The sequence below is a fragment of the Achromobacter sp. T5-5 genome (genome assembly GCF_055397965.1).
Genome location: NZ_AP027919.1, coordinates 5841166 through 5864994, shown reverse-complemented (window position 1 = coordinate 5864994; position 23829 = coordinate 5841166). Strand labels below are relative to the sequence as shown.

The 23829-nt window shown below is 67.2% G+C and carries 22 protein-coding genes; 15 read left to right on the top strand and 7 right to left on the bottom strand.

Annotated elements, in window-relative coordinates:
• Window positions 1-1470, top strand: coding sequence for a TrkH family potassium uptake protein (locus tag ACZ50Q_RS26490; RefSeq protein ID WP_464080003.1), 1470 nt, complete (start codon window positions 1-3; stop codon window positions 1468-1470).
• Window positions 1471-1820: 350 nt separating this feature from the next.
• Complete coding sequence (locus ACZ50Q_RS26485; protein WP_464080002.1) at window positions 1821-3059, top strand: YbdK family carboxylate-amine ligase; 1239 nt, start codon at window positions 1821-1823, stop codon at window positions 3057-3059.
• Between the two features lie 51 nt (window positions 3060-3110).
• Here the strand turns inward: ACZ50Q_RS26485 and ACZ50Q_RS26480 are convergent, their stop codons facing one another.
• Window positions 3111-4046: a methyltransferase domain-containing protein gene (locus ACZ50Q_RS26480; protein WP_464080001.1), complete on the bottom strand. Its 936-nt coding sequence runs from the start codon at window positions 4044-4046 to the stop codon at window positions 3111-3113.
• 90 nt (window positions 4047-4136) lie between these two features.
• On the opposite strand from ACZ50Q_RS26480, the gene ACZ50Q_RS26475 reads away from it, so the two are divergent.
• Together ACZ50Q_RS26475 and ACZ50Q_RS26470 are read left to right on the top strand one after the other, a co-directional pair.
• Complete coding sequence (locus ACZ50Q_RS26475) at window positions 4137-4886, top strand: ComF family protein (protein ID WP_464080000.1); 750 nt, start codon at window positions 4137-4139, stop codon at window positions 4884-4886.
• A 195-nt stretch (window positions 4887-5081) separates the two neighbouring features.
• A complete protein-coding gene (locus ACZ50Q_RS26470) occupies window positions 5082-5552 on the top strand; it encodes a tRNA (cytidine(34)-2'-O)-methyltransferase (protein WP_464079999.1) in 471 nt (156 codons plus the stop codon).
• Window positions 5553-5583: 31 nt separating this feature from the next.
• On the opposite strand, the gene ACZ50Q_RS26465 is transcribed toward ACZ50Q_RS26470, so the two are convergent.
• The 5 genes from ACZ50Q_RS26465 to ACZ50Q_RS26445 all read right to left on the bottom strand — a co-directional run bounded on the left by ACZ50Q_RS26465 (window position 5584) and on the right by ACZ50Q_RS26445 (window position 9032).
• Window positions 5584-6576 carry a Bug family tripartite tricarboxylate transporter substrate binding protein gene (locus ACZ50Q_RS26465; protein ID WP_464079998.1) on the bottom strand — a complete coding sequence of 331 codons (993 nt, stop codon included), beginning with the start codon at window positions 6574-6576 and terminating at the stop codon, window positions 5584-5586.
• Window positions 6577-6640: 64 nt separating this feature from the next.
• Window positions 6641-7708: an NAD(P)H-dependent glycerol-3-phosphate dehydrogenase gene (locus ACZ50Q_RS26460; protein WP_464079997.1), complete on the bottom strand. Its 1068-nt coding sequence runs from the start codon at window positions 7706-7708 to the stop codon at window positions 6641-6643.
• Between the two features lie 17 nt (window positions 7709-7725).
• Window positions 7726-8262 carry a protein-export chaperone SecB gene (gene secB / locus ACZ50Q_RS26455; protein WP_076518572.1) on the bottom strand — a complete coding sequence of 179 codons (537 nt, stop codon included), beginning with the start codon at window positions 8260-8262 and terminating at the stop codon, window positions 7726-7728.
• Between the two features lie 36 nt (window positions 8263-8298).
• Window positions 8299-8556, bottom strand: a complete 258-nt coding sequence (gene grxC / locus ACZ50Q_RS26450; protein WP_092579180.1) for a glutaredoxin 3 — start codon at window positions 8554-8556, stop codon at window positions 8299-8301.
• 53 nt (window positions 8557-8609) lie between these two features.
• Window positions 8610-9032 carry a rhodanese-like domain-containing protein gene (locus tag ACZ50Q_RS26445; protein ID WP_076518574.1) on the bottom strand — a complete coding sequence of 141 codons (423 nt, stop codon included), beginning with the start codon at window positions 9030-9032 and terminating at the stop codon, window positions 8610-8612.
• 188 nt (window positions 9033-9220) lie between these two features.
• Between ACZ50Q_RS26445 and gpmA the strand changes: the two genes are divergently transcribed.
• The 7 genes from gpmA to ACZ50Q_RS26410 all read left to right on the top strand — a co-directional run bounded on the left by gpmA (window position 9221) and on the right by ACZ50Q_RS26410 (window position 17460).
• Window positions 9221-9973, top strand: a complete 753-nt coding sequence (gpmA, locus tag ACZ50Q_RS26440) for a 2,3-diphosphoglycerate-dependent phosphoglycerate mutase (RefSeq protein WP_464079996.1) — start codon at window positions 9221-9223, stop codon at window positions 9971-9973.
• Between the two features lie 7 nt (window positions 9974-9980).
• Entirely contained in the window at window positions 9981-11582 is a 1602-nt protein-coding gene (locus tag ACZ50Q_RS26435; protein WP_464079995.1) for a murein hydrolase activator EnvC family protein, read from the top strand.
• A 118-nt stretch (window positions 11583-11700) separates the two neighbouring features.
• A complete protein-coding gene (locus ACZ50Q_RS26430) occupies window positions 11701-13146 on the top strand; it encodes a S41 family peptidase (protein ID WP_464079994.1) in 1446 nt (481 codons plus the stop codon).
• Window positions 13143-13901: a HesA/MoeB/ThiF family protein gene (locus ACZ50Q_RS26425; RefSeq protein ID WP_076518578.1), complete on the top strand. Its 759-nt coding sequence runs from the start codon at window positions 13143-13145 to the stop codon at window positions 13899-13901. Before ACZ50Q_RS26430 ends, ACZ50Q_RS26425 begins: the two co-directional genes overlap by 4 nt.
• Before the next feature lie 104 nt (window positions 13902-14005).
• A complete protein-coding gene (locus tag ACZ50Q_RS26420; protein ID WP_464079993.1) occupies window positions 14006-15196 on the top strand; it encodes a diguanylate cyclase domain-containing protein in 1191 nt (396 codons plus the stop codon).
• Between the two features lie 135 nt (window positions 15197-15331).
• Window positions 15332-16051 carry a FadR/GntR family transcriptional regulator gene (locus ACZ50Q_RS26415; protein WP_464079992.1) on the top strand — a complete coding sequence of 240 codons (720 nt, stop codon included), beginning with the start codon at window positions 15332-15334 and terminating at the stop codon, window positions 16049-16051.
• Entirely contained in the window at window positions 16048-17460 is a 1413-nt protein-coding gene (locus tag ACZ50Q_RS26410; RefSeq protein ID WP_092579174.1) for an FAD-binding oxidoreductase, read from the top strand. Before ACZ50Q_RS26415 ends, ACZ50Q_RS26410 begins: the two co-directional genes overlap by 4 nt.
• 94 nt (window positions 17461-17554) lie before the next feature.
• Here ACZ50Q_RS26410 and ACZ50Q_RS26405 read toward each other — a convergent pair whose 3' ends face one another.
• A complete protein-coding gene (locus ACZ50Q_RS26405; RefSeq protein ID WP_464079991.1) occupies window positions 17555-19327 on the bottom strand; it encodes a M61 family metallopeptidase in 1773 nt (590 codons plus the stop codon).
• A gap of 27 nt (window positions 19328-19354) precedes the next feature.
• Between ACZ50Q_RS26405 and ACZ50Q_RS26400 the strand changes: the two genes are divergently transcribed.
• From ACZ50Q_RS26400 to atpB, 4 genes are all read left to right on the top strand, one after another.
• Window positions 19355-20131, top strand: a complete 777-nt coding sequence (locus ACZ50Q_RS26400) for an enoyl-CoA hydratase (protein WP_076518582.1) — start codon at window positions 19355-19357, stop codon at window positions 20129-20131.
• 254 nt (window positions 20132-20385) lie between these two features.
• Window positions 20386-21948, top strand: a complete 1563-nt coding sequence (locus ACZ50Q_RS26395) for a DUF1254 domain-containing protein (RefSeq protein WP_092579172.1) — start codon at window positions 20386-20388, stop codon at window positions 21946-21948.
• 427 nt (window positions 21949-22375) lie between these two features.
• Window positions 22376-22789, top strand: coding sequence for an ATP synthase subunit I (locus tag ACZ50Q_RS26390; protein ID WP_369825611.1), 414 nt, complete (start codon window positions 22376-22378; stop codon window positions 22787-22789).
• Window positions 22790-22872: 83 nt separating this feature from the next.
• Entirely contained in the window at window positions 22873-23754 is an 882-nt protein-coding gene (atpB, locus tag ACZ50Q_RS26385; RefSeq protein ID WP_008167481.1) for a F0F1 ATP synthase subunit A, read from the top strand.
• The last annotated feature ends 75 nt before the right edge of the window (window positions 23755-23829 follow it).

Here is a 23829-nt window from a genome sequence, read left to right as displayed (position 1 = left end):
ATGAAGCGCGTACTGGCCACCTTGTACATCCTGGGCCTCACCATGGTGATGTTCGCCCTCACCATGCTGATTCCGGTGTTCATCGCCTATATGGGGGCGGATGGGGCGCGCGATGCCTTCCGCGACGGGTTCCTGATCTCGATTGGCATCGGCGGCGGCCTGGTCGCGTTGACGCGGCCCCATCGCAGCGAATTGCGGGCGCGCGACGGCTTTGTCCTGGTGTCGGCGGTGTGGGCCGGGCTGCCGTTGCTGGCCTCCATCCCGCTGATGCTCTACTTCCATCGCGCCGGGCTGCCGCTGTCGTTCACCAGCGCGTATTTCGAGGCCATGTCGGGGCTGACCACCACCGGCGCCACGGTGCTGACCAACCTGGACGCCTTGCCGCCGTCGATCAACCTGTGGCGCGCCACGCTGGTCTGGATCGGCGGCATGGGCATCCTGGTGCTGGCCGTGGCCATTCTGCCCCTGCTGGGCGTCGGCGGGCACCAGGTGGTCCGGGCGGAAACCCCGGGCCCCATGAAGGACGAGCGGCTGACGCCGCGCATCGCCAGCACGGCCAAGGCCCTGTACGCGGTGTATTTCGCGTTTTCGATCCTGTGCTTCCTGGCCTATCGGCTTGCCGGGCTGTCCTGGTTCGAGGCGTGGTGCCATATGGCCACCACCATGGGGCTGGGCGGCTTTTCCACCTGGGACGACGGCTTCGCGCATTTCGATTCCGTGGCGGTGGAAATGGTGGCCATGGTCTTCATGCTGATCGCCGGCATCAATTTCGCCACGCACTTCAACGCCCTGCGGCAGCGCAGCCCGCGCGCCTACTGGCGCTGTCCGGAATCCATTCCCTACCTGGTCATCGTGCTGGGGGCCGGCCTGGTCATCTCGGTCTTCCTGTTCTTCAAGGGGGTCTATGCCGACCCGCTGGAGGCGCTGCGCTATGGCATGTTCAACACCATCTCGGTGGCGACGACGACCGGTTACGCCAATACGGACTATGCGCAGTGGCCGCTGTTCGCGCCGCTGACGATGCTGCTCCTGTCGGGCTTCTCCACGTCGGCCGGGTCCACGGGGGGCGGGATCAAGATGATCCGCGCCATCCTGCTGGTCAAGCAGGCCCGCAATGAACTGGTGATGATGCTGCACCCGCATGCCGTCAGTCCGGTCCGGATCAGCGGAAGGGCGGTGGAGACGCGGACCATGTCGTCCGTGCTGGCCTTCATGCTGTTCTACGGGATGACCATCGCCGTGTTCACCAGCCTGCTGCTGCTGTCGGGCCTGGATCCCATCACGGCGTTCTCGGCCGTGTTCGCCACCGTCAACAACACCGGGCCGGGCCTGGGCCCCGTCGGGCCGATGGGCAGCTTTGCGGTGCTGTCGGATTTCCAGATCTGGGTCTGCACCTTTGCCATGCTCATCGGACGCCTGGAACTGATGACGGTGCTGGTGCTCTTCACGCCGATTTTCTGGCGCAAGTAAGCGCCGGTAGCCCCCCGGCAGCCTTGCCGGTGCCCCGCAATTTTGTAGGGGATAACCCTATAAAGGGTTATCCCACCCCGTCTCGAAACCCCCTTGCAGACTGGCCTGCGGCGCCTCGCCGCCCGGGAACCCGCGTCAATCCTGTGTTGTAAGCGCTTGCTCACTTTTCTTCAGAGGGCAAAACGGGATGATTCGCGATGTTGCACACAAATGTCACGATTTTCAATCGTTTTGCCACAAAGCTGCGGCTATCATGCGTTCACAAGCCGCCGTCTAGTGCCCCCCGGGAAGTTGCCGGGCTTCAAGGTCGAACGGCGCATACCCTCATCAAACATTCAAAGGAGTCCGAGATGGAACAGATCCCGTTCATTTCGTCGGCCCCCAACACCCTGGGCATCGAACTCGAGCTGCAACTGATCGACCCCCGCAGTTTTGACCTTGCTGCAGCCTCTGACGAACTATTGGCCCAGATGGCCAACCATCCCATTGCCGACCGCGTCAAACCGGAAATCACGCGGTCCATGATCGAACTGAACTCCTCGGTGCACGAGCACCCGATGGGTCTGCTGACCGAGATGCGCGAGATGCGCGATGCGCTGGTCGAAGCCGCCGATGCCGTCGGCGTTTCCGTGGCCGGCGGCGGCGCCCATCCCTTCATGCGCTGGCAGGAGCGGTCCATCTCGGATACCCCGCGCTTCCAGTACCTGGCCGAAATGTATGGTTACCTGGCGCGTCAATTCACGGTGTTCGGCCAGCACATCCACCTGGGCGTGAAGAGCGGCGACGATTCCATCAAGCTGCTGCGCCGCCTGTCGCCCTACGTGCCGCATTTCATTGCGCTGTCGGCCTCTTCGCCCTACTGCGAGGGCGTGGATACCCTGTTCTCGTGCTCGCGCCTGAACGCGGTCAACAGCTTCCCGCTCGCCGGCCACCTGCCGCCCGAGGTCAAGGACTGGTACCAGTTCGAAGCCCATATTTCGCAACTGCGCGCGTTCGGCCTGGCCGAAAGCATCAAGGACCTGTACTGGGACATCCGTCCCAAGCCCGAGTACGGCACGGTCGAGATCCGCGTCTGCGACACGCCGCTCACGGTCGAGCGGGCCTGCCAGGTGGCCGCCTTTGCGCAGGCGCTGGCCGTCCTGCTGATGCGCGAGGAAGACCCCGGCGACAGCGCCTGGCTGTCCTATCGCAGCAATCATTTCCAGGCCTGCCGCTTTGGCCTGCAGGGCAGCTACGTGATGCCCGATGGCCAGCGGGTGCGTCTGATGGACCATCTGCGGGCGCTGTTCCAGCGGCTGATGCCGGTGGCCGAAGAGCTGGGCACGGGCGACATGATCGCCGCCCTGCGCGACGACGCCATGCGGTCCGGCAACGATTCCCGCTGGCTGCGCAGCCAGTACCACCGGCTGCGCGACCTGCCGCTGGTGGTGGAAGCCATGTCGAACGCCTGGCGCGGCGTGGCGGCGCCGGTCGCGCCGCCGGCCGAGCCCACGGCAGTGCTGCGCCGCCGTATCCGGGCCACGTCGGAGCCCATGCAGAGCCTGGCGGCGTCCGAACCGGGCGTCAGCGTGCCCGAACGCCTGCACTAGGGGTCAGACCTCAGGTAGCAGGTATCCGGTCTGCCGGGCGCGGCCCCCTGTTCAGGGGGTTCCGCGCTGGCGGCCCCCGATCGCGCTGATGGACAGGCGGGTTTCGCCTGCCACGGTCCGGTGGGCCGCCGCCCTCCAGGCATGGCCGTAGGCCACTTCGATGCTCAAGGGGATGAGGCCGTCCGCGTTGCGTTGCGCTTCCAGCGCCGCGCACAGGCGGTCGCGCCAGTCCCGGCCCACCAGTGCGCCGCGGCGTCCTTCGGCGGGGTTGCCGCCCAGCGCGCGCACGTCCTGCAGCAGCTTTTCCGGGCTGCGGTAGGTCAGCGTGAGGATCTCCTGGTCCATGACCGGGTCCGCAAACCCGTTTTCCACCAGCAGGTCGCCGAAGTCGTGCATATCCACGAACGAGGGCGTGGCGGTGCGCAGGCCGGCGTCGGCCAGCGCCTGGCGCAATTCGCGCAGCGTGGCGGGCCCCAGACAGGAAAACATCGCCAGGCCGCCCACCTTCAGGATGCGGCGCCATTCGGCCAGCACGGCGTGCGGTTCGCGATGCCAGTGCATGGCCATGTTCGACCACACCAGTTCCAGCGATTCGGGCGCGAGGCCCGTGCGCGCCAGGTCTGCATTGACGAAGGTGGGCGCGGGCGGGCCGCGGCGCGCCAGCTTGCCGATCCAGGCCGAGAGCCCGCCGGGCGCATGGCGCTTGCGCGCGTGGTCGAGCAGGGGCTCGCAGTTGTCCAGGCCGGTGTAGGCCGCTTCGGGATAGCGTTCGCGCAGCAGCGGCAGGTTGTCGCCGGCGCCGCAGCCGGCGTCCAGCAGGGCCTGGGGCTGGACGCGGATGTACTGCAGGCGGCCGAGCATGCGGCGCGCCACTTCGCCATAGAGGAACTGGGCGTCGGCCAGGTCGCCGCGGCGCGCGAACTGGCGCGGCACGTCGGCGCTGACGAGGGGCAGGGAGGGGGGCGTTGCGGTTTCTGGCAGGGACATTTCGGTCGCGCCCGCGGGATCGCCCGGGGGCGGAGCATGGTGTGATGAGGGATGGCACACATTATTGCGCATCCCGGCGGCAGGTTCCGATTGCCCCTACTGGACATGGGGCGACGGCTGCTGTCGCGCGCGGGCGGCGACTGTCCCCTGTGCGGCGCCCGCGTGGCGGGGGCGCGGCTGTGCCCGGGGTGCCAGGCCGACATCCTGGCCGCCCCGTCGGGCGCCGGCGCGCGGTGTCCGAGGTGCGCGCTGCGTCTCCAGGCGGGCGGCTCGGCTTGTGCGGCGTGCCTGGCGCGGCCGCGAGCCTTTTGCCGCACGGTGGCCGCGTTCGACTACGCGCCGCCGGCCGACACGCTGATCCTGATGCTCAAGACGCAAATGCGGCTCAGCATGGCGCCCGTGCTGGCGCGGTTGATGGCCGAAGTGTTGATGGCCGATGTGTTGCGGGCCGATGTGTTGCGGGCCGAAGGCGCGCACGCCCTGTCGCCGCCCGGCCTGCTGCTCGTGCCCGTTCCCGCCAGCCGCGCGTCGCTGCGCCAGCGCGGCATGAATCCGGCCGCCGAGATCGCCCGCAGCCTGGCGGTCGAGCTTGCGCTGCCCCCGCCGCGCCACCTGCTGACGCGGCGGCGTGACACGCCTCGCCAGGCCACGCTCGATCGACGGGCGCGGCAGCAAGGCACGGCGGGCTTGTTCGTTTGTCCGCATCCGCTGCCCGGGCGCCATGTGGCGGTGGTGGACGACGTCATGACCACCGGCAGCACGGCCGACGCGGCGGCGGCCGCCCTTCGGGCCGCGGGTGCTGCCAGCGTGACGGTGCTGGTGGCGGCGCGCACGCCGTGAGGCGTCCGGGCGGGGCGGGCGGGGTGGGCGCACCGGCCGCGGCGCCCGCCGCTTCCGCTGCCACCCCGGCCGCTGCACAGGCATCCGCACTGGCCGCCGCACCGGCCGCCCCACTGGCCGCCGCCGGCAAATCGGCGACAATCACGCACCTGCGGCCGTTCCCTGGCCGCGGGCCATTTCACGTCTGCATCCGCCATGTTCCACGTCATTCTCGTCTGCCCGGAGATTCCTCCCAACACCGGCAATGCCATCCGCCTGTGCGCCAATACCGGGGCGCAGTTGCACCTGGTGCGTCCCTTGGGATTTGAACTGGATGATGCCCGCATGCGGCGGGCCGGGCTGGATTATCACGAGTGGCAGCCGGTGCGCGTGCACGACACGCTGCAGGAGGCGCTGGACGATACGGGGGCGGCCCCGTCCAGCATCTACGCGTTGACCACCCATGCCCAGCGCAGCGTGGCCGACGTCAGTTTCAAGCCGGGTGATGTGTTCGTGTTTGGCCGCGAAAGCGCCGGCCTGTCGGAGGAGCATCAGGCGATGTTCCCGCCCCAGCAGCGGCTGCGGCTGCCGATGCGCGCCGGCCAGCGCAGCCTGAACCTGTCCAACGCCGTGGCGGTCACGGTATTCGAAGCCTGGCGCCAGCAGGGCTACGAAGGCGGCGCGTAGACGCCGCCTCCGGTCAGGCGCGGGCCCGGGCTCAGTCCAGCGACAGCTGCAGCTTGTCGATCACCTGGTCCCAGCGCGCCTTTTCATTCTTGATGCGGGCGGTCAGGGCTTCCGGCGTGGACGCCGCGGGCGTGAAGTACTGCAGCGCGAACTGCTTGCGGACGGCGTCGCTGTTGATGATGCGCGCCATTTCGCTGTTGAGCCTTTCGACGATGGGCGTCGGCGTGCCGGCCGGCGCCAGCACGGCGTTCCACGAGATGGCTTCGAAGTCCGGGTAGCCTTGCGAGGCCATGGTCGGCACGCCGGGCAGGGCGTCGCTGGGCTTCAGGCTGGTCACGGCCAGGAGCTTCACCTTGCCGTCGCGCGCCTGGGGCACGGCGATGGCGGGCACCATGAAACCGGCCTGCACGTCCCCGCCGATGATGGCGGTGATGACCTGCGGAAAGCCGGAGTAGGGGATGTGGGCCAGGTCGACGCCCGCGCTCTCCTTGAACATCTCCATCGCCAGGTGGGCCGAGCTGCCGGGGCCGACCGATCCATAGTTCAGCGAGTTGCCGCGGCCTTTGACCAGCTTGACGAAGTCCTGGACGTTGTCGACCTTCAGGCTGCCCGGCACCACCAGCACGTTGGGGCTGGTGCCCACCAGCGAGACCGGCTCCAGGTCGTTGAGCGGATCGTAGCCCAGCGTCTTCTTGTAGAGCGTGGGCGCGGTGACCAGCGGGCCGTTGATCGTGTAGAGCAGCGTATAGCCGTCGGGCTTGGCCTGCGCCACGAGGCGCGTGCCGATGTTGCCGCCCGCGCCCGGCTTGTTGTCGATGACGATGGGCTGGCCCAGCGCCTGCGACAGCGGCTCGGAGATCGTGCGCGCCAGGATGTCGGGGGACGAACCCGGCGGGAAGGGCACGACCATGTGGATCGGCCGCTCGGGCCAGTCGGCATGGGCGGCCGCGGGCAGGATGGCGGCCAGGCTCAGGCACAGGCCACGCAGCAGCGGGCCGACCCGGAACTTGCGGGTTTGCGTCATGAAGGATGTCTCCTCGGGGTGGGTGTCGTGTCTTGTTGTCGGTAATGGATGAGAGGCGCGCCCGTCAGGCGGCGCCGGACGCCTGGTCCGAGCCGGACCCTTCGTAGCGGGCATCCCGCGCCAGCAGGGCCGAGACCGCCGTCATGGGCGCCACGCCCTCGAACAGCACGGCGCACACGGCTTCGGTGATGGGCAATTCGACGTTGATGGCGCGGGCGCGGTCCAGCGCGGCGCGCGCGCAGCGCACGCCTTCCGCCGTGACGCCGCTGGCCAGGATGTCGGCCAGCTTGCGGCCCGCGCCGATCTCCAGGCCCACGCGCCGGTTGCGCGAAAGGTCGCCGGTGGCGGTCAGCACCAGGTCGCCCAGGCCGGTCAGGCCGGCGAAGGTCTCGGCCTGCGCGCCCAGCGCCACGCCAAAGCGGGTCATTTCGGCCAGGCCGCGGGTGATCAGCGCGGCGCGGGCATTGGTGCCCAGCGCGAGGCCGTCGCAGATGCCGCAGGCGACGGCGATGACATTCTTCAGCGCGCCGCCAACCTCCACGCCGATGAGGTCCGTGCTGGCGTAGACGCGCAGCGCCGCGCCGTGGAAGGCGGCGGTGGTGGCGTCGCGCAGGGCGGGGCTGCTGCTGGCGACGGTCAGGGCGACGGGCAGGCCCTGCGCGACTTCGCGCGCGAACGACGGGCCCGACAAGGCGCCGCCGGTCGCGCCGGGCAGCGCCTCGCGCATGATTTCATGGGGCAGTCTGGCCGTGTCGGCTTCAAAGCCCTTGCACGTCCAGACGATGGGGGTGTCCTGGAGTCCCAGCGCGGGCAGCCGTTGCGACAGCGCCTCGCAGAGAGACGTGAGGCCCGCGACCGGCACGCCCAGCACGATCAGGCGGCGCGCGGCGTCGTCCTGCAGGGTGCGCAGGGTGGCGTCCAGGTCGGAGGAAAACTGCAGCGTCTTGGGCAGGGTGATGCCCGGCAGGTAGCGGGCATTCTCGTGGGTGGCGGCCATGGCGGCCGCTTGCGCGGCTTCACGCGCCCAGAGCTGGGTGGGGTGGCGGCGGCTTGCGGCCGCCGCCAGCGCGGTGCCCCAACTGCCCGCACCCAGGACGGCGACGCGCAGGCGCGGCTCGGCGGGTTGGTTCATGGGGCGCCGCGGCGTGCTTACTGGCGGGTGGCGCCGGGGGGCAGGATGATGCCCGAGTCGCCTGCGCTGCCGTTGGCGGCGCCAGCCTGCTGCTGTTGCAGTTCGGCGATGCGCTGCTCGTACAGGGCCTGGAAGTTCACCTCGGTCAGGTGCAGCGGGGGCATCGAGGTGCGGGTGATCGCATCGGCGATGTTGGCGCGCAGGTACGGATACAGCATCGTGGGGCAGACAATGCCCAGCAGCGGATCGAGCTGCTCTTCCGGAATGTTGGCCGCTTCGAAGATGCCGGCTTGCGTGCCTTCGACCAGGTACACGACCTTGTCGTTGATGCGCGTGGTGACGGTGACGGTGACCGTGGTTTCGAACACGGTTTCGGCCAGGCGCTGCCCGCCCACGGTGATGCTCACCTCGACCTGGGGCGCTTCCTGCTCCAGGAACACGTGGGGCGCGTTGGGCATTTCCAGCGAAAGGTCTTTCAGGTAGACGCGCTGCAGATTGAACGAGGGCGCGTCGTTGCCGCCTTCTTGCTGGGTGTTTTGGTCTTGATCAGCCATGAGTGTTTCCGTTGGTGGGAGGGCAAAAAGGGGCGATTAGCCGTTCAGCAGGGGCGTCAGTCCACCCGAGCGGTCCAGGGCCATCAGGTCGTCGCATCCGCCGACATGGGTTTCGCCGATGAAGATCTGGGGGACGGTGCGCCGGCCGGTTCGTTCGATCATGATGTCGCGTTGGGACGGCTCGCGGTCGATCTGGATGATTTCCAGATCGTCCACGCCGCGCTGCTCCAGCAGCGCCTTGGCGCGGGCGCAATACGGGCAATAGTCCTTGCTGTACATGACAACTTTGTTCATAGGGCGCTCCTGGGGGTTACAAGAAGAGGAAGATGGGGGCGAGTCGCCCCGATTCAACCCTTCTGGGTGACCGGCAGGCTGGCCGCCGACCAGGCGCGCATGCCGCCTTCGAGCGGCACCACGTCGGTAAAGCCCTGGGCGCGCAGCTTGGCGACGGCGCGGGCCGAGTCGCGGCCGTTGTCGCAGACCACCACGAGCGGCTTGTTCTTGGGCAGCGAGCTGGCCTTCTGCTCGATGTCGGCCGCCGGCACGTTTCGTGCCTGCGCGATGTGGCCGGCCTGGAATTGTTCGGCGGGACGCACGTCGACCCACACGGCATTGCGCTGGTTGACCATCTGGATGGCTTCATTCGTGCTGATGGCGGACCCCGTCCGGCCCTTGCGCAGGGCGGGAATGATCAGCATCACGCCGGAGACCACGGCGACGGCGACAATGAAAATGTTGTTTTTATCGAGCAAGAATTGCAAAAGATCCACGGGGTTTCCTGTAGTACGTCGGCCAGCGTACGTCGGCCAGCCTGGTAGGGGCGAACCCTGATGCGCCGCGTCCGGGAAGTGGACGCGGTGCGCCGGGGCAAAATCACGGGCAAAATCACTCAATTATAAAATGAGCGCATTCCTTAACCATCCTCCAACTTTAACCCGCGCGGCGGGCGCCCCAAACCATGCATAAACTCGTACTGATGCGCCATGGCGAAAGCCAGTGGAACCTGGACAACCGATTCACCGGCTGGACCGACGTCGATCTCACCGACACGGGCCGCGAACAGGCCCGCAAGGCCGGCGAACTGCTCAAGAAGGAAGGCTACACCTTCGACCTGGCCTACACCTCCGTCCTCAAGCGCGCCATCCGCACGCTCTGGATCGCGCTGGATGCCATGGACGCCATGTACACCCCGGTCGGCGTGAACTGGCGCCTGAACGAGCGCCATTACGGCGCCCTGCAGGGCCTGAACAAGTCCGAGACGGCCGCCAAGTATGGCGACGAGCAGGTGCTGATCTGGCGCCGCGCCTATGCCATCGCCCCGGAGCCGCTGTCGCTGGACGATGAACGCCACCCGCGTTTCGACAGCCGCTACGCCAAGATCCCGGCGGATCAGCTTCCCGCCACCGAGTGCCTGAAGGACACCGTGGCCCGCGTGCTGCCGTTCTGGAACGATTCCATCGCCCCGGCCATCCGCTCGGGCCGCAAGGTGCTGATCGCCGCCCATGGCAACAGCCTGCGCGCCCTGATCAAGCACCTGGACAACGTCTCGGACGACGACATCGTCAACCTGAACATCCCCACCGGCCAGCCGCTGGTTTATGAATTGGATGATGACCTGCGTCCCATCCGCCACTATTATCTCGGCGATGCCGCCGAGATCGAGGCGGCCATGGCCGCGGTGGCGGCCCAGGGCAAGGCCAAGAAGGACTGATATCTCTATGCGTCGCACGGCGGGGTTGTTGTTGGCGGTCATGCTGGCCGGAGCGGCGCTGCCTGCGCGCGCCGCGCCCAGCGACCTCGCCGGGCGCCAGTCCGACGCCGAAAAGCAGCAGGCCGCCTTGCGCGACCGCATCGAGAACCTGCAAAAAGACATCGACCAGCGCGAGGCCGCCCGCAAAGAGGCTGCCGACGCGCTCAAGCAGTCGGAATCGTCCATTTCCCGGATCAACCTGCGCCTGAAGGAACTGGCCGACGCCAACCGCCAGGCCACGGCGGACCTCGCGTCGCTGGAAAAGCAGATCACCGTGCAAGAGGCCGTGCTGGCCAAGCGCCGCATCGAACTGGCCGACCAGCTACGCACCCAATACACCAGCGGCCTGTCGCCCTGGACGGCGCTGCTCTCGGGCGACGATCCCCAGGTGCTGGGCCGCAACCTCGGCTATCTGGACTACGTGTCCCGCGCCCGGGCGGACGCCGTGAAGGCGCTGCGGGCCGACATCGACCGGCTGGCCGCGCTGCAGGCGCGCGCGGACGACCGCCGCGCCGAGATCGAAAAAGTGGTCGCCGAGACCTCCGAACAGAAAACCGCCCTGGTCGCGCAGCAGAAAGAGCGCGCGACCCTGCTGGCCCAGCTCGAGGGACAGATCGCCGCCCAGCGCGCCGAAGCCAACAAGCTGGGGCGCGACGACCAGCGCCTGTCTCGCCTCATCACCGATCTGGACGCGGCCATCGCCAAGCAGATCGAGGAAGCCCGCAAGGCCGAAGAAGCGCGCAAGCGAGCCGAGGAGGTCCGACGGGCCGAGGAAGCGCGGCGCGCGGCCGAAGAAGCCCGCCGCGCCGCCGAAGAGGCCAAGAAGCGCGCCGAGGCCGAACGCCGTGCGCAGGACGCCCGCCGCAAGGCCGAGGCGGACCGCAAGGCCGCCGAAGACGGCGTGCGCCGCGACAGCGAAGCCCGCGAGGCCGCCCAGGCGCGCGAGCAGGTCGAGGCGGCGGCCCGCCAGAATCGCGGCCCGGTGGCCGTGGCCGACCCCGACGCCGCCGGACTGCGTCCGGCCGAGCAGCGGCAGACCCGCATCGGCGGTCCGGCCGATACGCCGACTCAGGCAAAACCCGCTGATCCCCCCAAAAAGGTGGAACCGATCGAGGGCGGCGCCACTCCAACGCGCAGTGCTTCGTCGCAGCAGTCAGCCAAGGCGGCCCCCGTGGGCGCGGGCAACGGGCTGCGCCACGGCCTGGCCATGCCCGTCCGCGGGCAGATCCAGGGCAGGTTCGGGGTGGACCGTCCGGATGGCGGCGTGTGGCGGGGCGTGGTGCTGCGCGCGGCCGAGGGCACGCCCGTCAAGGTGGTGGCCCCGGGCACGGTGGTCTACGCCGATTGGCTGCGCGGCTTTGGAAATCTGATCATCGTGGATCATGGGCAGCAGTACCTGACCGTCTATGCTTACAACCAAAGCCTGCTCAAACGGGTGGGCGATGCGGTGGCGGGCGGCGATACTATTGCTACGGTAGGGGCAACCGGCGGCCAAGTGGAATCCGGCCTATACTTTGAAATTCGCCATCGTGGCGCTCCTGTGGACCCGGCCCAGTGGCTGGCGCAGTAGATTCACGCCGTCTGTCTCGACGCGGCCGGCAAATGATATGTCGTTGGTAAAAACCGTTGGTAAAAACCGTTGGCACATTGCCAAACCCATCGGCGAAAACACAATTCGGGAAGTGTGCATGGGCACTCGTAAGTTTCGCGGTTTCGGTCTGATTGCCATCGGTGCGGTGGCGGGTGTGTTGCTGAGTGTGGGCGTGACTGCGGTCGCCCAGCGCGGCAGTCCCCTGCCGCTGGACGAGCTCAGGCAACTGAGCAATGTCTTTGCCGCCATCAAGAACAACTACGTCGAAGCCGTCGACGACAAGACCCTGATCGACAATGCCATCTCCGGCATGGTGTCGAACCTGGACCCGCACTCCGCCTACCTGGATGCCGATGCGTTCCGCGAAATGCAGACCGCCACCCAGGGCGAGTTCGGCGGCCTGGGCATCGAGGTCGGCGCCGAAGACGGTTTCGTCAAGGTGATCTCGCCCATCGAGGACACGCCCGCCGCCCGCGCAGGCGTCATGGCCGGCGACCTCATCATCAAGATCGACGACACGCCCACCAAGGGCATGACGCTGAACGACGCGGTCAAGCTCATGCGCGGCGCGCCCAAGTCGCCGATCACCCTGACGATCATGCGCGCCGACCGCCCGCAGCCCATCGTGGTCAAGATCGTGCGCGACATCATCAAGGTGCGCAGCGTGCGCAGCAAGATGCTGGACAACGGCATCGGCTACGTGCGCGTGGCCCAGTTCCAGGAAAAGACCGGCGCGGACCTCGCCAAGCAGCTCAAGGAGCTGGGCGCGAAGGAACCGCCCAAGGGCCTGGTGCTGGACCTGCGCAACGACCCGGGCGGCCTCCTGACCAGCGCCATCGGCGTGTCCGGCGCATTCCTGCCGCCCGATACGCTCGTGGTGTCCACCGACGGCCGCACGCCGGACGCCCGTCACAAATACCTGGCGACGCCTTCGGAATACGCCCGCGGCGAAAGCAACTACCTGTCCGGCCTGCCGGCCTGGACCAAGACCGTGCCCATGGTGGTGCTGGTCAACGTGGGTTCGGCCTCGGCGTCCGAGATCGTGGCCGGCGCGCTGCAAGACCACAAGCGCGCCAAGGTGCTGGGCAACCGCACGTTCGGCAAGGGCTCCGTGCAGGTGATCCTGCCGCTGTCTGAAACCACCGCGGTCAAGCTCACGACCTCGCGCTACTTCACGCCCAGCGGCCGTTCCATCCAGGCAACCGGCATCGAACCGGACTACGTCGTGGCCGACACGGCCGATGGCGACCTGTTCCGCCTGCCGCGCGAAGCCGACCTGCAGCGCCACCTGTCCAACCAGCAGACCACCAACGAAGTCAAATCCAGCGCCGACCAGGACAACGTCGAACTGCCGGCCAAGGTCTTCGAATTCGGCGGCAAGGACGACTTCCAGCTGCAGCAGGCCCTGAACCTGCTGGCCGGCAAGCCGGTGCAGAAGGGCTCGGCCCGCGCCCAGGCCAAGGCTGACGCCAAGGCCGGCGGCGGAGCGCCCCAGCGCATGACGATCACGCCGACCGGAGTCGAGCCCAGCAAGAACAAATGAACGACGAGCAACTGCTGCGCTATGCCCGCCACATCCTGCTGGACGAACTCGGGATCGAAGGGCAGGAAAAACTCCTGGCGGCGCGTGTGCTCATCGTGGGGGCGGGCGGCCTGGGTTCGCCCGCCGCGCTCTACCTGGCCACCGCTGGCGTGGGCGACATCACGCTGGCCGACGACGACGTCGTCGAACTGAGCAACCTGCAACGCCAGATCCTGCACACCACCGCCAGCGTCGGCCGCCCCAAGGCCGAGTCCGGCCGCGACATGCTGCACGCCTTCAACCCGCAGACCCGGGTCCATGCCCGGGTCGAGCGCCTGAAGGACCAGGCCCTGTCCGATGCGGTCGCGCAGGCGGACCTGGTGCTCGACTGCACCGACAACTTCACCACCCGCCACGCGATCAACCGCGCGTGCGTGCAACACCGCAAGCCGCTGGTTTCCGGCGCCGCCATCCGCTTTGACGGCCAGGTCAGCGTCTACGACCTGCGCGACGACAACGCGCCGTGCTATCACTGCCTGTTTCCCGAGGCCGACGAGGTCGAGGAAGCCAACTGCGCCACGATGGGCGTGTTCGCCCCGGTGGTCGGCATCATCGGCAGCATGCAGGCCGCCGAGGCGCTCAAGCTGCTGTCCGGGGTGGGCGAAAGCCTGTCCGGCCGCCTGTTGTGGCTGGACGTGCGCACCATGCAATGGCGCAGCGTCAACGTGCAGCGGGACCCGGAATGCGCCGTTTGCGGCCATCGCGGACAGGCCTGAAACGCGGCCGTATTGCACTTGGGGACAATACTAAAGGCCTGAGATACCTGCTATAACGCCAGCCAGCCTACTGAAATCGGGTAGATGGCCATGGACATGACGGCGTGGATACAGGACTGAAGTTCAGCCTGCCCAAGTGGCGGCTCACGCGTTGGCTGACACATACCGGGCACGACACGCCGGCGGACATCCGCGCGGCCCTCATCGCCAGTCTCTTCGGCACGCTTCCCATTTTTGCCGGCGGGGTCATCAACACGCTGATGATCTCGGGCGTCGTCGCGTGGCGCCGCCCGGAACCGCTGTATGTCTCCTGGCTGATCCTGGAAGTCGTGCTCGCGCTCGTGCGCGTCACCATCCTGCGTGCCGCCCTGCGCGCGGCGCCCAAGGGCGGCAACACCCACACCGACATCTATATTCTTCTGGCCCTGGTGTGGGCGTTCAGCGTGGGCTATGGCGTCTTCGTCACCTTTCTGAACGGCGACTGGCTCGCCGCGACGCTGGCCGGCGTGTCCTGCGGCGCCATGGCCGGGGGCATCTGCTTTCGCAATTACGGCGCGCCGCGGCTGGTGGGCGTCATGATCTTCCTGAGCCTGGGGCCCATGTGCCTGGGCGCGCTCTTCACGGGCGAATGGGTGATGGTCATCGTCTTCATCCAGATTCCGTTCTACCTGATCAGCATGAGCATCGCCTCGCACCGGCTGAACCGCATCCTGGTGTCCACCATGCAGGCCGAACGGGACAGCGACCGGCGCGCCAGCGAAGACGCGCTCACCGGCCTGGCCAACCGCGCCGGCCTGCAGGCGGCGCTGGAGCGGGTGTGCTCCAGCGCGCGCGGCCACGACAGCGCGGCGGCGCTGCTCTACATGGACATGGACGATTTCAAGCGCATCAACGACAGCTACGGCCACGCCGCGGGCGATCTGGTGCTGCGGACCATCGCGGACCGCATGCGGGCGATGCTCCGGGTGGACGACGTGGCCGCCCGCATCGGGGGCGACGAATTCATCGTCCTGGTCACGGGCATCGACGCCACCGCCGCCCTGCGGCTGGGCGACCACCTGCTGCGCGACGCCTCCCAGCCCATCACCCTGGCCGATGGCACGCGGGTCTGCGTGGGCCTGTCCATCGGCATCTCCATCATGACGGGCGCCAACCGCACGCCGCAGGGGGCGCTGGACTCCGCCGACGCGGCGCTGTATCGCGCCAAGGCGCAGGGCGGACGCTGCTGCGTGGTGGACCAGGGTGCATCCTGCGACGTGAACGAGGACATGCCGGGCGCTTCAATGGCGGCTTGAGCGCAAGCGTCGCGGCTAGGCTGCGGCGCCGCTGTCCGAATCAGTCCGAAATAATCACACTGAACGAATAACTCCACCGTCCTCCGTAACAACAAAGTTATCAGATAACCTGAAAAATCTGCCTATAATCCGCCGATGTTGACCAAGCACCTCACCCTCACCGAGCAGGTCGCTCGCCAGCTCGCCAGCGAAATCGCGGACGGCGTCCATCCCGTCGGCGCCAAGCTGCCCGCGGGCCGTTTGCTGGCCGAGCAGTACGGCGTCAGCGCCGCCGTCATCCGCGAAGCGACGGAACGCCTGCGCGCGCAAGGGCTGATCCAGAGCCGCCAGGGTTCCGGCAGCACCGTCGTCTCGCGCACCGGGGCGCAAGGCTTCCAGGTGTCCTCCGGCATTGCCGTCAACCGCGAAAAACTGGCCAGCGTCTACGAACTGCGCATGGAACTGGAAGGCGGCGCCGCCGCGCTTGCCGCCGTCCGCGGTTCCGCAACGGATCTGCTGGCCATGGAAGAGGCGCTCGCTCGCCTGCAAGCGAACCTCGAGCATCCCGAACAGGGCGTCGAACACGACATCGCCTTTCACGTCGCCATCGCCGCCGCCACCCACAACAGCTATTACCAGGACCTGCTGCAATACCTGAACCTGCAGCTGCGCCTGGCCGTCAGCACGGCCCGTTCCAACAGCCGCCTGCAGGATGGCCTGACGCTCGCCGTGCATCAGGAGCACGTCGCCGTGTTCGAGGCCATCCGCGCGCGCGATCCCGACCGCGCCCGGCAGGCCGCCATCGGCCACCTGCGCCAGGCCGCCAGCCGCCTGCAACTCGATCTTCCCTTTCCCGCCGCAAACCACATCTCATGACTGCATCCGACTTTTCTCAACGGCTGGTCCAGGCCCTGGGCCCCGATACCGTCTTCACCGCCCCGGCGGACATCGCCCCGTGGCTGTCCGACTGGCGCGGCCTGTACAACGGCCAGGCCCAGGCAGTCGTGCGCCCGCGCACGACCGCGGAAGTGGCAACGTGCCTGGCGCTCTGCCAGCAGGCCGGCGTGCCCGTGGTTCCGCGTGGCGGCAACACCGGCCTGTGCGGCGGCGCCACGCCCGATGGCGGCGCGCACAACGTCGTCATCAGCCTGGACCGCATGAACGCCGTGCGCGCCATCGACACCGTGGCGAACACCCTGGTCGCCGAAGCCGGCGCCATCCTCGGCAACCTGCGCCGCGCCGCGCAGGACGCCGGCCGCCTGCTGCCGCTCAGCCTTGCCGCGGAAGACTCCAGCCAGATCGGCGGCAACGTGGCCACCAACGCGGGCGGCGTGAACGTCGTCCGCTACGGCATGGCGCGCGAACTCGTGCTGGGCCTGGAAGCGGTGCTGCCCACCGGCGAAATCTTCCACGGCCTGCGCACGCTGCGCAAAGACAACACCGGCTACGACCTCAAGCAACTGCTCATCGGCTCCGAGGGCACGCTGGGCATCATCACCGCCGTCGCGCTACGCCTCTTCCCGCGCACCGACGTGCGTTCGGTGGTGCTTGCCGCGGTCGAATCCCCGGCGCAAGCCCTGCAGTTGTTCGAAATCCTGTTCGAGCAATGCGGCGCGCGGCTGCAGGCCTTCGAGTTCTTCACGGGCGATTGCCTGGACCTGGTGCTCACGCACGCCGAGGGCGTGCAGGAACCCTTCGAGCAGCGCTACCCGGCCTACGTGCTGGTGGAACTGGCCGACACCGCCGACGAACAGGCCCTGAACGCACTGCTGGAAAACGTCATCGGCACCGCGCTTGAGCGCGGCCTGTGCCTGGACGCCGCGGTCTCGGCCTCGCTTGCCCAGTTGCAGACGCTGTGGAAGCTGCGCGAGGAAATCTCCGAAGCCCAGCGCGCCGATGGCCCTCACCTCAAGCACGACGTTTCGCTGCCCATCGAACGCATTCCCGACTTCATGCAATCCGCCGAAGCCCGCGTGCGCGCCATTTACCCTGACATCCGCCCCTTCATCTTCGGGCACTTCGGCGACGGCAACCTGCACTACAACCTGTCCCGTCCCGCCGGCGCGGACCGCAACTGGGTTGCCGAACATGGCGCGGCGATCACGGACGCGGTGCTGGACGAAGTCAACCGCTACGGGGGAAGCATCTCGGCAGAGCACGGGATCGGCCAGCTGAAGCGCGATCACTTCCTGCACAGCAAGGATCCGGTGGAGTTGCGGCTGATGCGGGAAATCAAGAAGGTCATGGACCCGGCGGGCATCATGAACCCCGGAAAACTGCTCTAGGCTGAACGCCGCCCGGCGTCACGCGACGCCGGACGCCCCGGCCCGGCGCTTCCGGCAGCCGGCCTCCCGGCCGTCGCCGGTCAGCCGGCGAGCTTCACGTCAGTACGCACTCGGACGCGTCGGGTCCACTCAGACGGACCCGGAACGCCCTCAGTTCGTCGTGCCGAAACACATGCACCGTCACGCGGTCCCCCGCCCGATACTGCGCGAGCAGCAGATCCAGCCCTGCCGGCGCATCCACGCGCAGCCCATCGATCGCGACCAGCACATCCCCCGCGGACAATCCGCCCTTGTGGCCGGCGCCGCCTTCCAGCACGGTTGCCAGCGTCAGCGAATCGCCCTGTTTGCGCGTGCGCACGTCCAGCGACGGAATGTGCGCCGAGGCCTTCCATTGCAGCGACACGCCATGGGGTTCAAGCAGCGCCGCCAGCGGCACATCCGCCGTCCCGTAGGCATGGCGGTCGATGAAGCGGCGCGTGTCCACGCCGGTTGCCTCCAGGATCAGCGCCGGTAATCCGTCTTCCGGCAGACCTTGCTGATTGCCGCGGTAGAAATCGCGGCCGTAGCGGTCCCACAGCAGCCGCATCACATCGTCCAGCGAATGCGCGCCGGAAGACGTCTGGCGGATCAGCAGGTCCAGCCCCAGGGCCACCAGCGCGCCCTTCGTGTAGTAGCTCACCAGCGCGTTCGGGGAGTTCTCGTCCTGCTTGTAGTAGCGCGTCCACGCATCGAACGAGCTCTCGGCCACCGACTGCTTGTGGCGGCCCGGCGTGCGCGCCACGCTGGTGATCGTCTTGGCCAAGAGGCGCAGATAATCGGCGCGCGCGATCACGCCAGAACGCAGCAGCAGCAGGTCGTCGTAGTAGGACGTGAAACCCTCGAACACCCAGAGCAGGCGCGTCAGGTCCGGCTGCGAAAGATCGTACGGCGCGAACGCGTCCGGCTTGATGCGCTTGACATTCCACGTGTGGAAATACTCGTGGCTCACCAGTCCCAGAAAGCCGCGATAGCCTTCGCCCTGGCCTTGCTGGCCCAGCACCGGCAGGTCCTTGCGCGCGGTCATCAGCGCCGTGCTCGCGCGATGCTCCAGGCCGCCGTAGCCGTCGCCCGTCACCATCGTCATGAAGACATAGCGGTCGGTACTGTCCAGGAACGGCGCGCGTTTGGTGCGGGGCTCGAAAAACGCGATCTGGGTTTCGCAGATTTTCTTCACGTCGTCGGTGATGCGCGCAAGATCCAGGTTCGGCGCGACGCCCGTGAATACCAGTTCGTGCTCCGCGCCATGCGCCTCGAAACGCGATACCTGCGGCGTGCCCATCTCGACCGGATGATCGATCAGCGCGTCATAGTCCGGGGCCAGGTACAAGCCAAAGCCGTGGCGGCGGGCCGCGCCCCGGTGGCCCACGGCTTCGGGCAGGCTCGTGTACACCTTCCAGCCCTCGATGCCGCGCGGCGGCGCCAGGTCCAGCAGGCAAGGCTCGAGCTCCTGGCCATGCACGCGCAGGAACACGCTGGTCCCATTGAAAAAGCCGTGCGTCTCGTCCAGGTGCGCGCCGCGCACCGACAGGTCCCACGCGTAGACCGTGTATTCGATGCGCAACGGGCCGTCGCAGGGCGCCGCCTGCCACGTGTGGTTATCAATTTTGTCGACATTCACGCGCCGCGACCCCACATAGGCGGCCACCGATTCGATCTGGCGCGAAAAGTCGCGGATCAGATAGCTGCCCGGTATCCAGGCCGGCAATGACAGGCGCTGGCCGGCGGGGGAGGGCGAGGCGACGGTAAGGGTTATCCGGTAGCGGTGTCCGGCGGGATCATGGGGCGCGAGGCGGTAAAGTATGGGAGGCACGTCATCATTTTTCTTCATGCTCATATCTTATTACCGGAGACATTCATGAGCGAGTCGTTTGTACTGGTCGAAACCCGAGGCCGAGTCGGCCTGCTGACGCTGAATCGTCCGAAGGCGCTCAACGCGCTGAACGATCAGCTCATGGACGAACTCGGCGCCGCGCTGCTGGCTTTCGAGTCCAATCCCGACATCGGCTGCGTCGTCATCACGGGCAGCGAAAAGGCCTTCGCGGCGGGCGCCGACATCGGCGCCATGAAGGATTGGTCGTACATGGACGTGTACGGCAGCGAATACATCACGCGCAACTGGGAGACGCTCAAGCGCATCCGCAAGCCCGTGATCGCCGCGGTGGCCGGCTACGCGCTGGGCGGCGGTTGCGAACTGGCCATGATGTGCGACATCATCATCGCGGCGGACACGGCCAAGTTCGGCCAGCCCGAGATCAAGCTGGGCGTGATCCCCGGCGCGGGCGGCACCCAGCGCCTGCCGCGCGCCGTCGGCAAGGCCAAGGCCATGGATCTCGCGCTGACCGCGCGCATGATGGGCGCCGAGGAAGCGGAACGCGCGGGCCTCGTGTCGCGCGTGGTCGCCGCCGACAAGCTGCTCGAAGAAGCCATGGACGCGGCCACGGTCATCGCCTCCATGTCGCTGCCTTCGGTCATGATGGCCAAGGAATGCGTGAACCGTGCCTTCGAGGGCTCGCTCAACGAAGGCCTGCTCTTTGAACGCCGCGTGTTCCATTCGCTCTTCGCCACCGAAGACCAGAAGGAAGGCATGGCCGCCTTCACCGAAAAGCGCAAACCCGACTTCAAACACCGTTAAGCCTTGTTACTCGCCGGCCTGCGCCCCACGCAGGCCCGCCAACGCCAGGCGCGCCCTATGAAGGCGCGCCTTTTTTCATGCATGCGCGCTGCAACATGCGGGTTTCGCCTTGAAACGTATGGCTAGCACCTTGTTGCAGACTTCGCCCCTATCCTGAATAAGCGTCATCCCGAGGTGCCGCGCCAGAGCGGCTTGCCCACGCTGGCAAGTCGCGCGGCGGCTCGCTCGCAAACAAAATCAAGAAGGAGCCTTGCATGCGTAAATCTACCGCTACCCGCCGGCTGTCCACGGCTGCGCTCGCCGGCGCGCTCAGCGTCTGCTTCCTCAATGTCGCCCAGGCTCAATCGCCGCAACCCACGCTGCGCCTCGTGTCCGAGACGCCGTACCCCGCCGCCCAGGCCGCCGCGCCGAGAATGAGCGAGCAGGAATTGCGCGACACAGCCATCGATGCCTATGTCTATGCCTACCCCATGGTGTTGATGGAGCTGGCGCGTCGCCAGGCCACCGCCGTGCAAAGCCCGCTGGACGGGAAGGCGCCGATGAACCAGTTCGGACACAAGGCGGCGTTCCCGGATCCGCGCGCGACCGATGCGCCGTGGCCCAGCGCCGACGCGCTGTACTCCAGCCTGTGGTTCGATGTCTCGCGCGCCCCGCTCATCATCAACCTGCCCGACACCGGCGGCCGCTACACCGTGCTCTCGGCCCTGGACATGTGGAGCGATGTCTTCGCGTCACGCGGCACGCGCACCAACGGGTCCGGCGCGCAGTCGTTCGCCATCGTCGGGCCGCACTGGCAGGGCAATCTGCCCGCGGGTGTCGACGTGATCCGAAGCCCGACGTCGATGGGCTGGCTCATCGGCTGGACGCAAGCGGGCGGTCCGCAGGACTACGCCGCGGTCAATCAGATCCAGGCCGGCATGACGGCGCGTCCCATGCTGGCGCCCGTGACGCCCATGACGGCGCCGCGCGGCCGCAATGCCGGCTCGGCCTATCCGCAGACCGGCGCGGGCGTCGGCACGGCGCCGATCGGCAGCAACCTGCCGATGCCCATGCCGGCCCCGGCCACCACGGTGCCCGACGGCACGCCCGCCGAACAGGTCGCGGGCATGGATGCCGCCAGCTTCTTTGCCGTGTTCTTCGACGCGCTGCGCAACAACCCGCCGCACGCCAACGACACGCCGATGCTCGACCGCATGCGCCGTATCGGCCTGGACGACCGCCAGCCGTTCTCGTATGGCCGCCTGAGCCCGGCCGTGCAGCAGGCGCTGACGGACGCGCAGCCGCTGGCCGGCCGCCGCATCGCCGACAACGTCTCGCGCCTGGGCACGCCGATCAACGGCTGGAACACGGTGCTGACGGGCATCGGCACCTACGGCACCGACTACACGCGCCGCGCCGCCATCGCCTATGCTGGCCTGGGTGCGCCGACGCCGGAAGACGTGCTGTATCCGGTCACGGTGTCCGATTCCAAGGGCCGCATGCTCGACGCCAGCGAAGACTACGTGCTGCACTTCGACAAGGGCCAGCTGCCTCCGGTCAATGCGTTCTGGTCGCTGCATGTCTACAACGACAAATACGGCTTCGCCGAAAACCCGGCCAATCGCTACGTGATCCGCAGCACCGACGGCCTAAAGTACAACGCCGACGGCTCGCTCGACATCTACGTCCAGCGCCGCGACCCGGGCGAGTCCAAGCGCGCCAACTGGGTCAGCACGCCGGCCGCCGACGGTCCGTTCGTGCTCAGCATGCGTCTGTATTCGCCGCAGAACACCGCCCTGGACGGGCAGTGGGCGCCGCCGCCGGTCAAGGAAGACTGAGACCAGGCGAGTGCACAGGGCGCGCGGTCCCCGGCAAGGGGCCGCGCGCCTTTTCATGGGCCGCGCAGGCAGATGCATGCGCCCCGGCGGCCCGCCCGGTCGTCCCCTTTTTCAACGCGCGGCAGGCGTTGTTGCCACCTTACAAACGGCCGAAAGTTCATTTGCTAGGGTAAAACGAATCAAGCTATACTCTGCGGGTTTGACGCTTGCGGGATAAGAACATGCGCCTAAAAAAGCGCGTCGGTTCCCTCAGGGGCCAAGCCCTTCGGGGGCACGTTTCCCTTAGGGGTCACGTTACCCTTACGGGCACGTTAGGCGGGGAAGTTTGATGCAGCAGAACTCCATGCAGCCACAGCAAAGCTTAGGGCCGCGCCCTGGGCAAAGTCTGGGGGCGGGTCTGGATCAGGATTCGATCGATCCGGATATGGTGGATAAGGTTCTGGTTCTCAGCGACGCGGATCGCGCGGCGCTGGATGCTCAGGCTAGCCGCGGGCTCCTGTTGGCATTGGCGGCGCAGGGCGCCATGGGGTTCGCAGCAGCAGTAATAGCGGGGGTTGTCGGAGGGGCGGCGGCTGGTTGGTCGGCGCTGGCGGGGGCAGGAGCGTATTTCATACCCAATGCGTTGTTCGCATTGCGCCTGGCTGTCAGCGTTCGGGCCGGTAAAGCCAGTCCCTTTACCTTTCTCTCTGGTGAGTTGATCAAGTTGTTCGCAACGGCGTTGCTGTTGTGGCTGCTTTCGCGTGTGACGCAGGACTGGCTTGTATGGCCCGCCGCGTTGCTCGGTCTGATACTCACATTGAAGGGCTATCTCCTGCTCCTGATGTTCCGCAGGCTGTCTTAGCGCCGAGTAAGTTGCGGCAAACGAAATCGTGGAATCGTCCGGTTCGCAAGGGCCGGGCATACAGCAAATAGGGTAGGATTCAAATGGCTGCTGCCAGCGACGTGTCGCCTCAATCCGCGTATATTCAGCATCACCTGGTGCATCTGAACAATACCGGTGAGAAACAGAGCGCTATTGCTCAGTTCGACATCATCAATTACGACTCGTTGTTCTGGTCCGGCCTGATGGGCCTGATCGTCATTTTCTTCCTGTGGCGCGCCGCGCGCCGCGCCACCAGCGGCGTTCCTTCCCGCTTCCAGGCCTTCGTGGAAATGATCGTCGACATGGTCGACGACCAGGCCAAGGGCATCGTCCACAACGCCAAGAGCCGTCTTTTCATCGCCCCGCTGGCCCTCACCGTGTTCCTCTGGATCATCCTGATGAACGCGCTGGACCTGCTGCCCGTTGACCTGCTGCCGTCCATCTGGCGCCTGACCGGCCTGGGCGCCGAGCACGGCGATCCGCTCTACTACCACCGCATCCTCCCGACCGCCGACCTGAACGTGCCGATGGGCATGTCGCTGGGCGTGCTGCTCCTGATGTTCTACTACGGCATCAAGATCAAGAAGCCGGGCGGTTTCGTGAAGGAACTGTTCACTGCGCCGTTCCATGCGCATGGCCTGGGCGCCGTCGTCCTGGCTCCGTTCAACCTGCTGCTGAACCTGATCGAATACGCCGCCAAGTCCGTGTCGCTGGGGATGCGGTTGTTCGGCAACATGTTCGCCGGCGAACTGATCTTCATGCTGATCGCCCTCCTGGGCGGCGCCTGGACCGGCTTCAACGGCGCCAGCATCGGCTTGGGCTTCGGCCACATCCTGGCTGGCTCGATCTGGGCAATCTTCCACATCCTGATCGTCCTGCTCCAGGCCTTCATCTTCATGATGCTGACGCTGGTGTATCTCGGCCAGGCTCACGAAGGCCACTGATCCCCCGAATTTCCAGCGCCGGCCACCCGGCCGGCGCGGGATAGCAAGATTATCTTGCATTGAGCTGTACCTCTT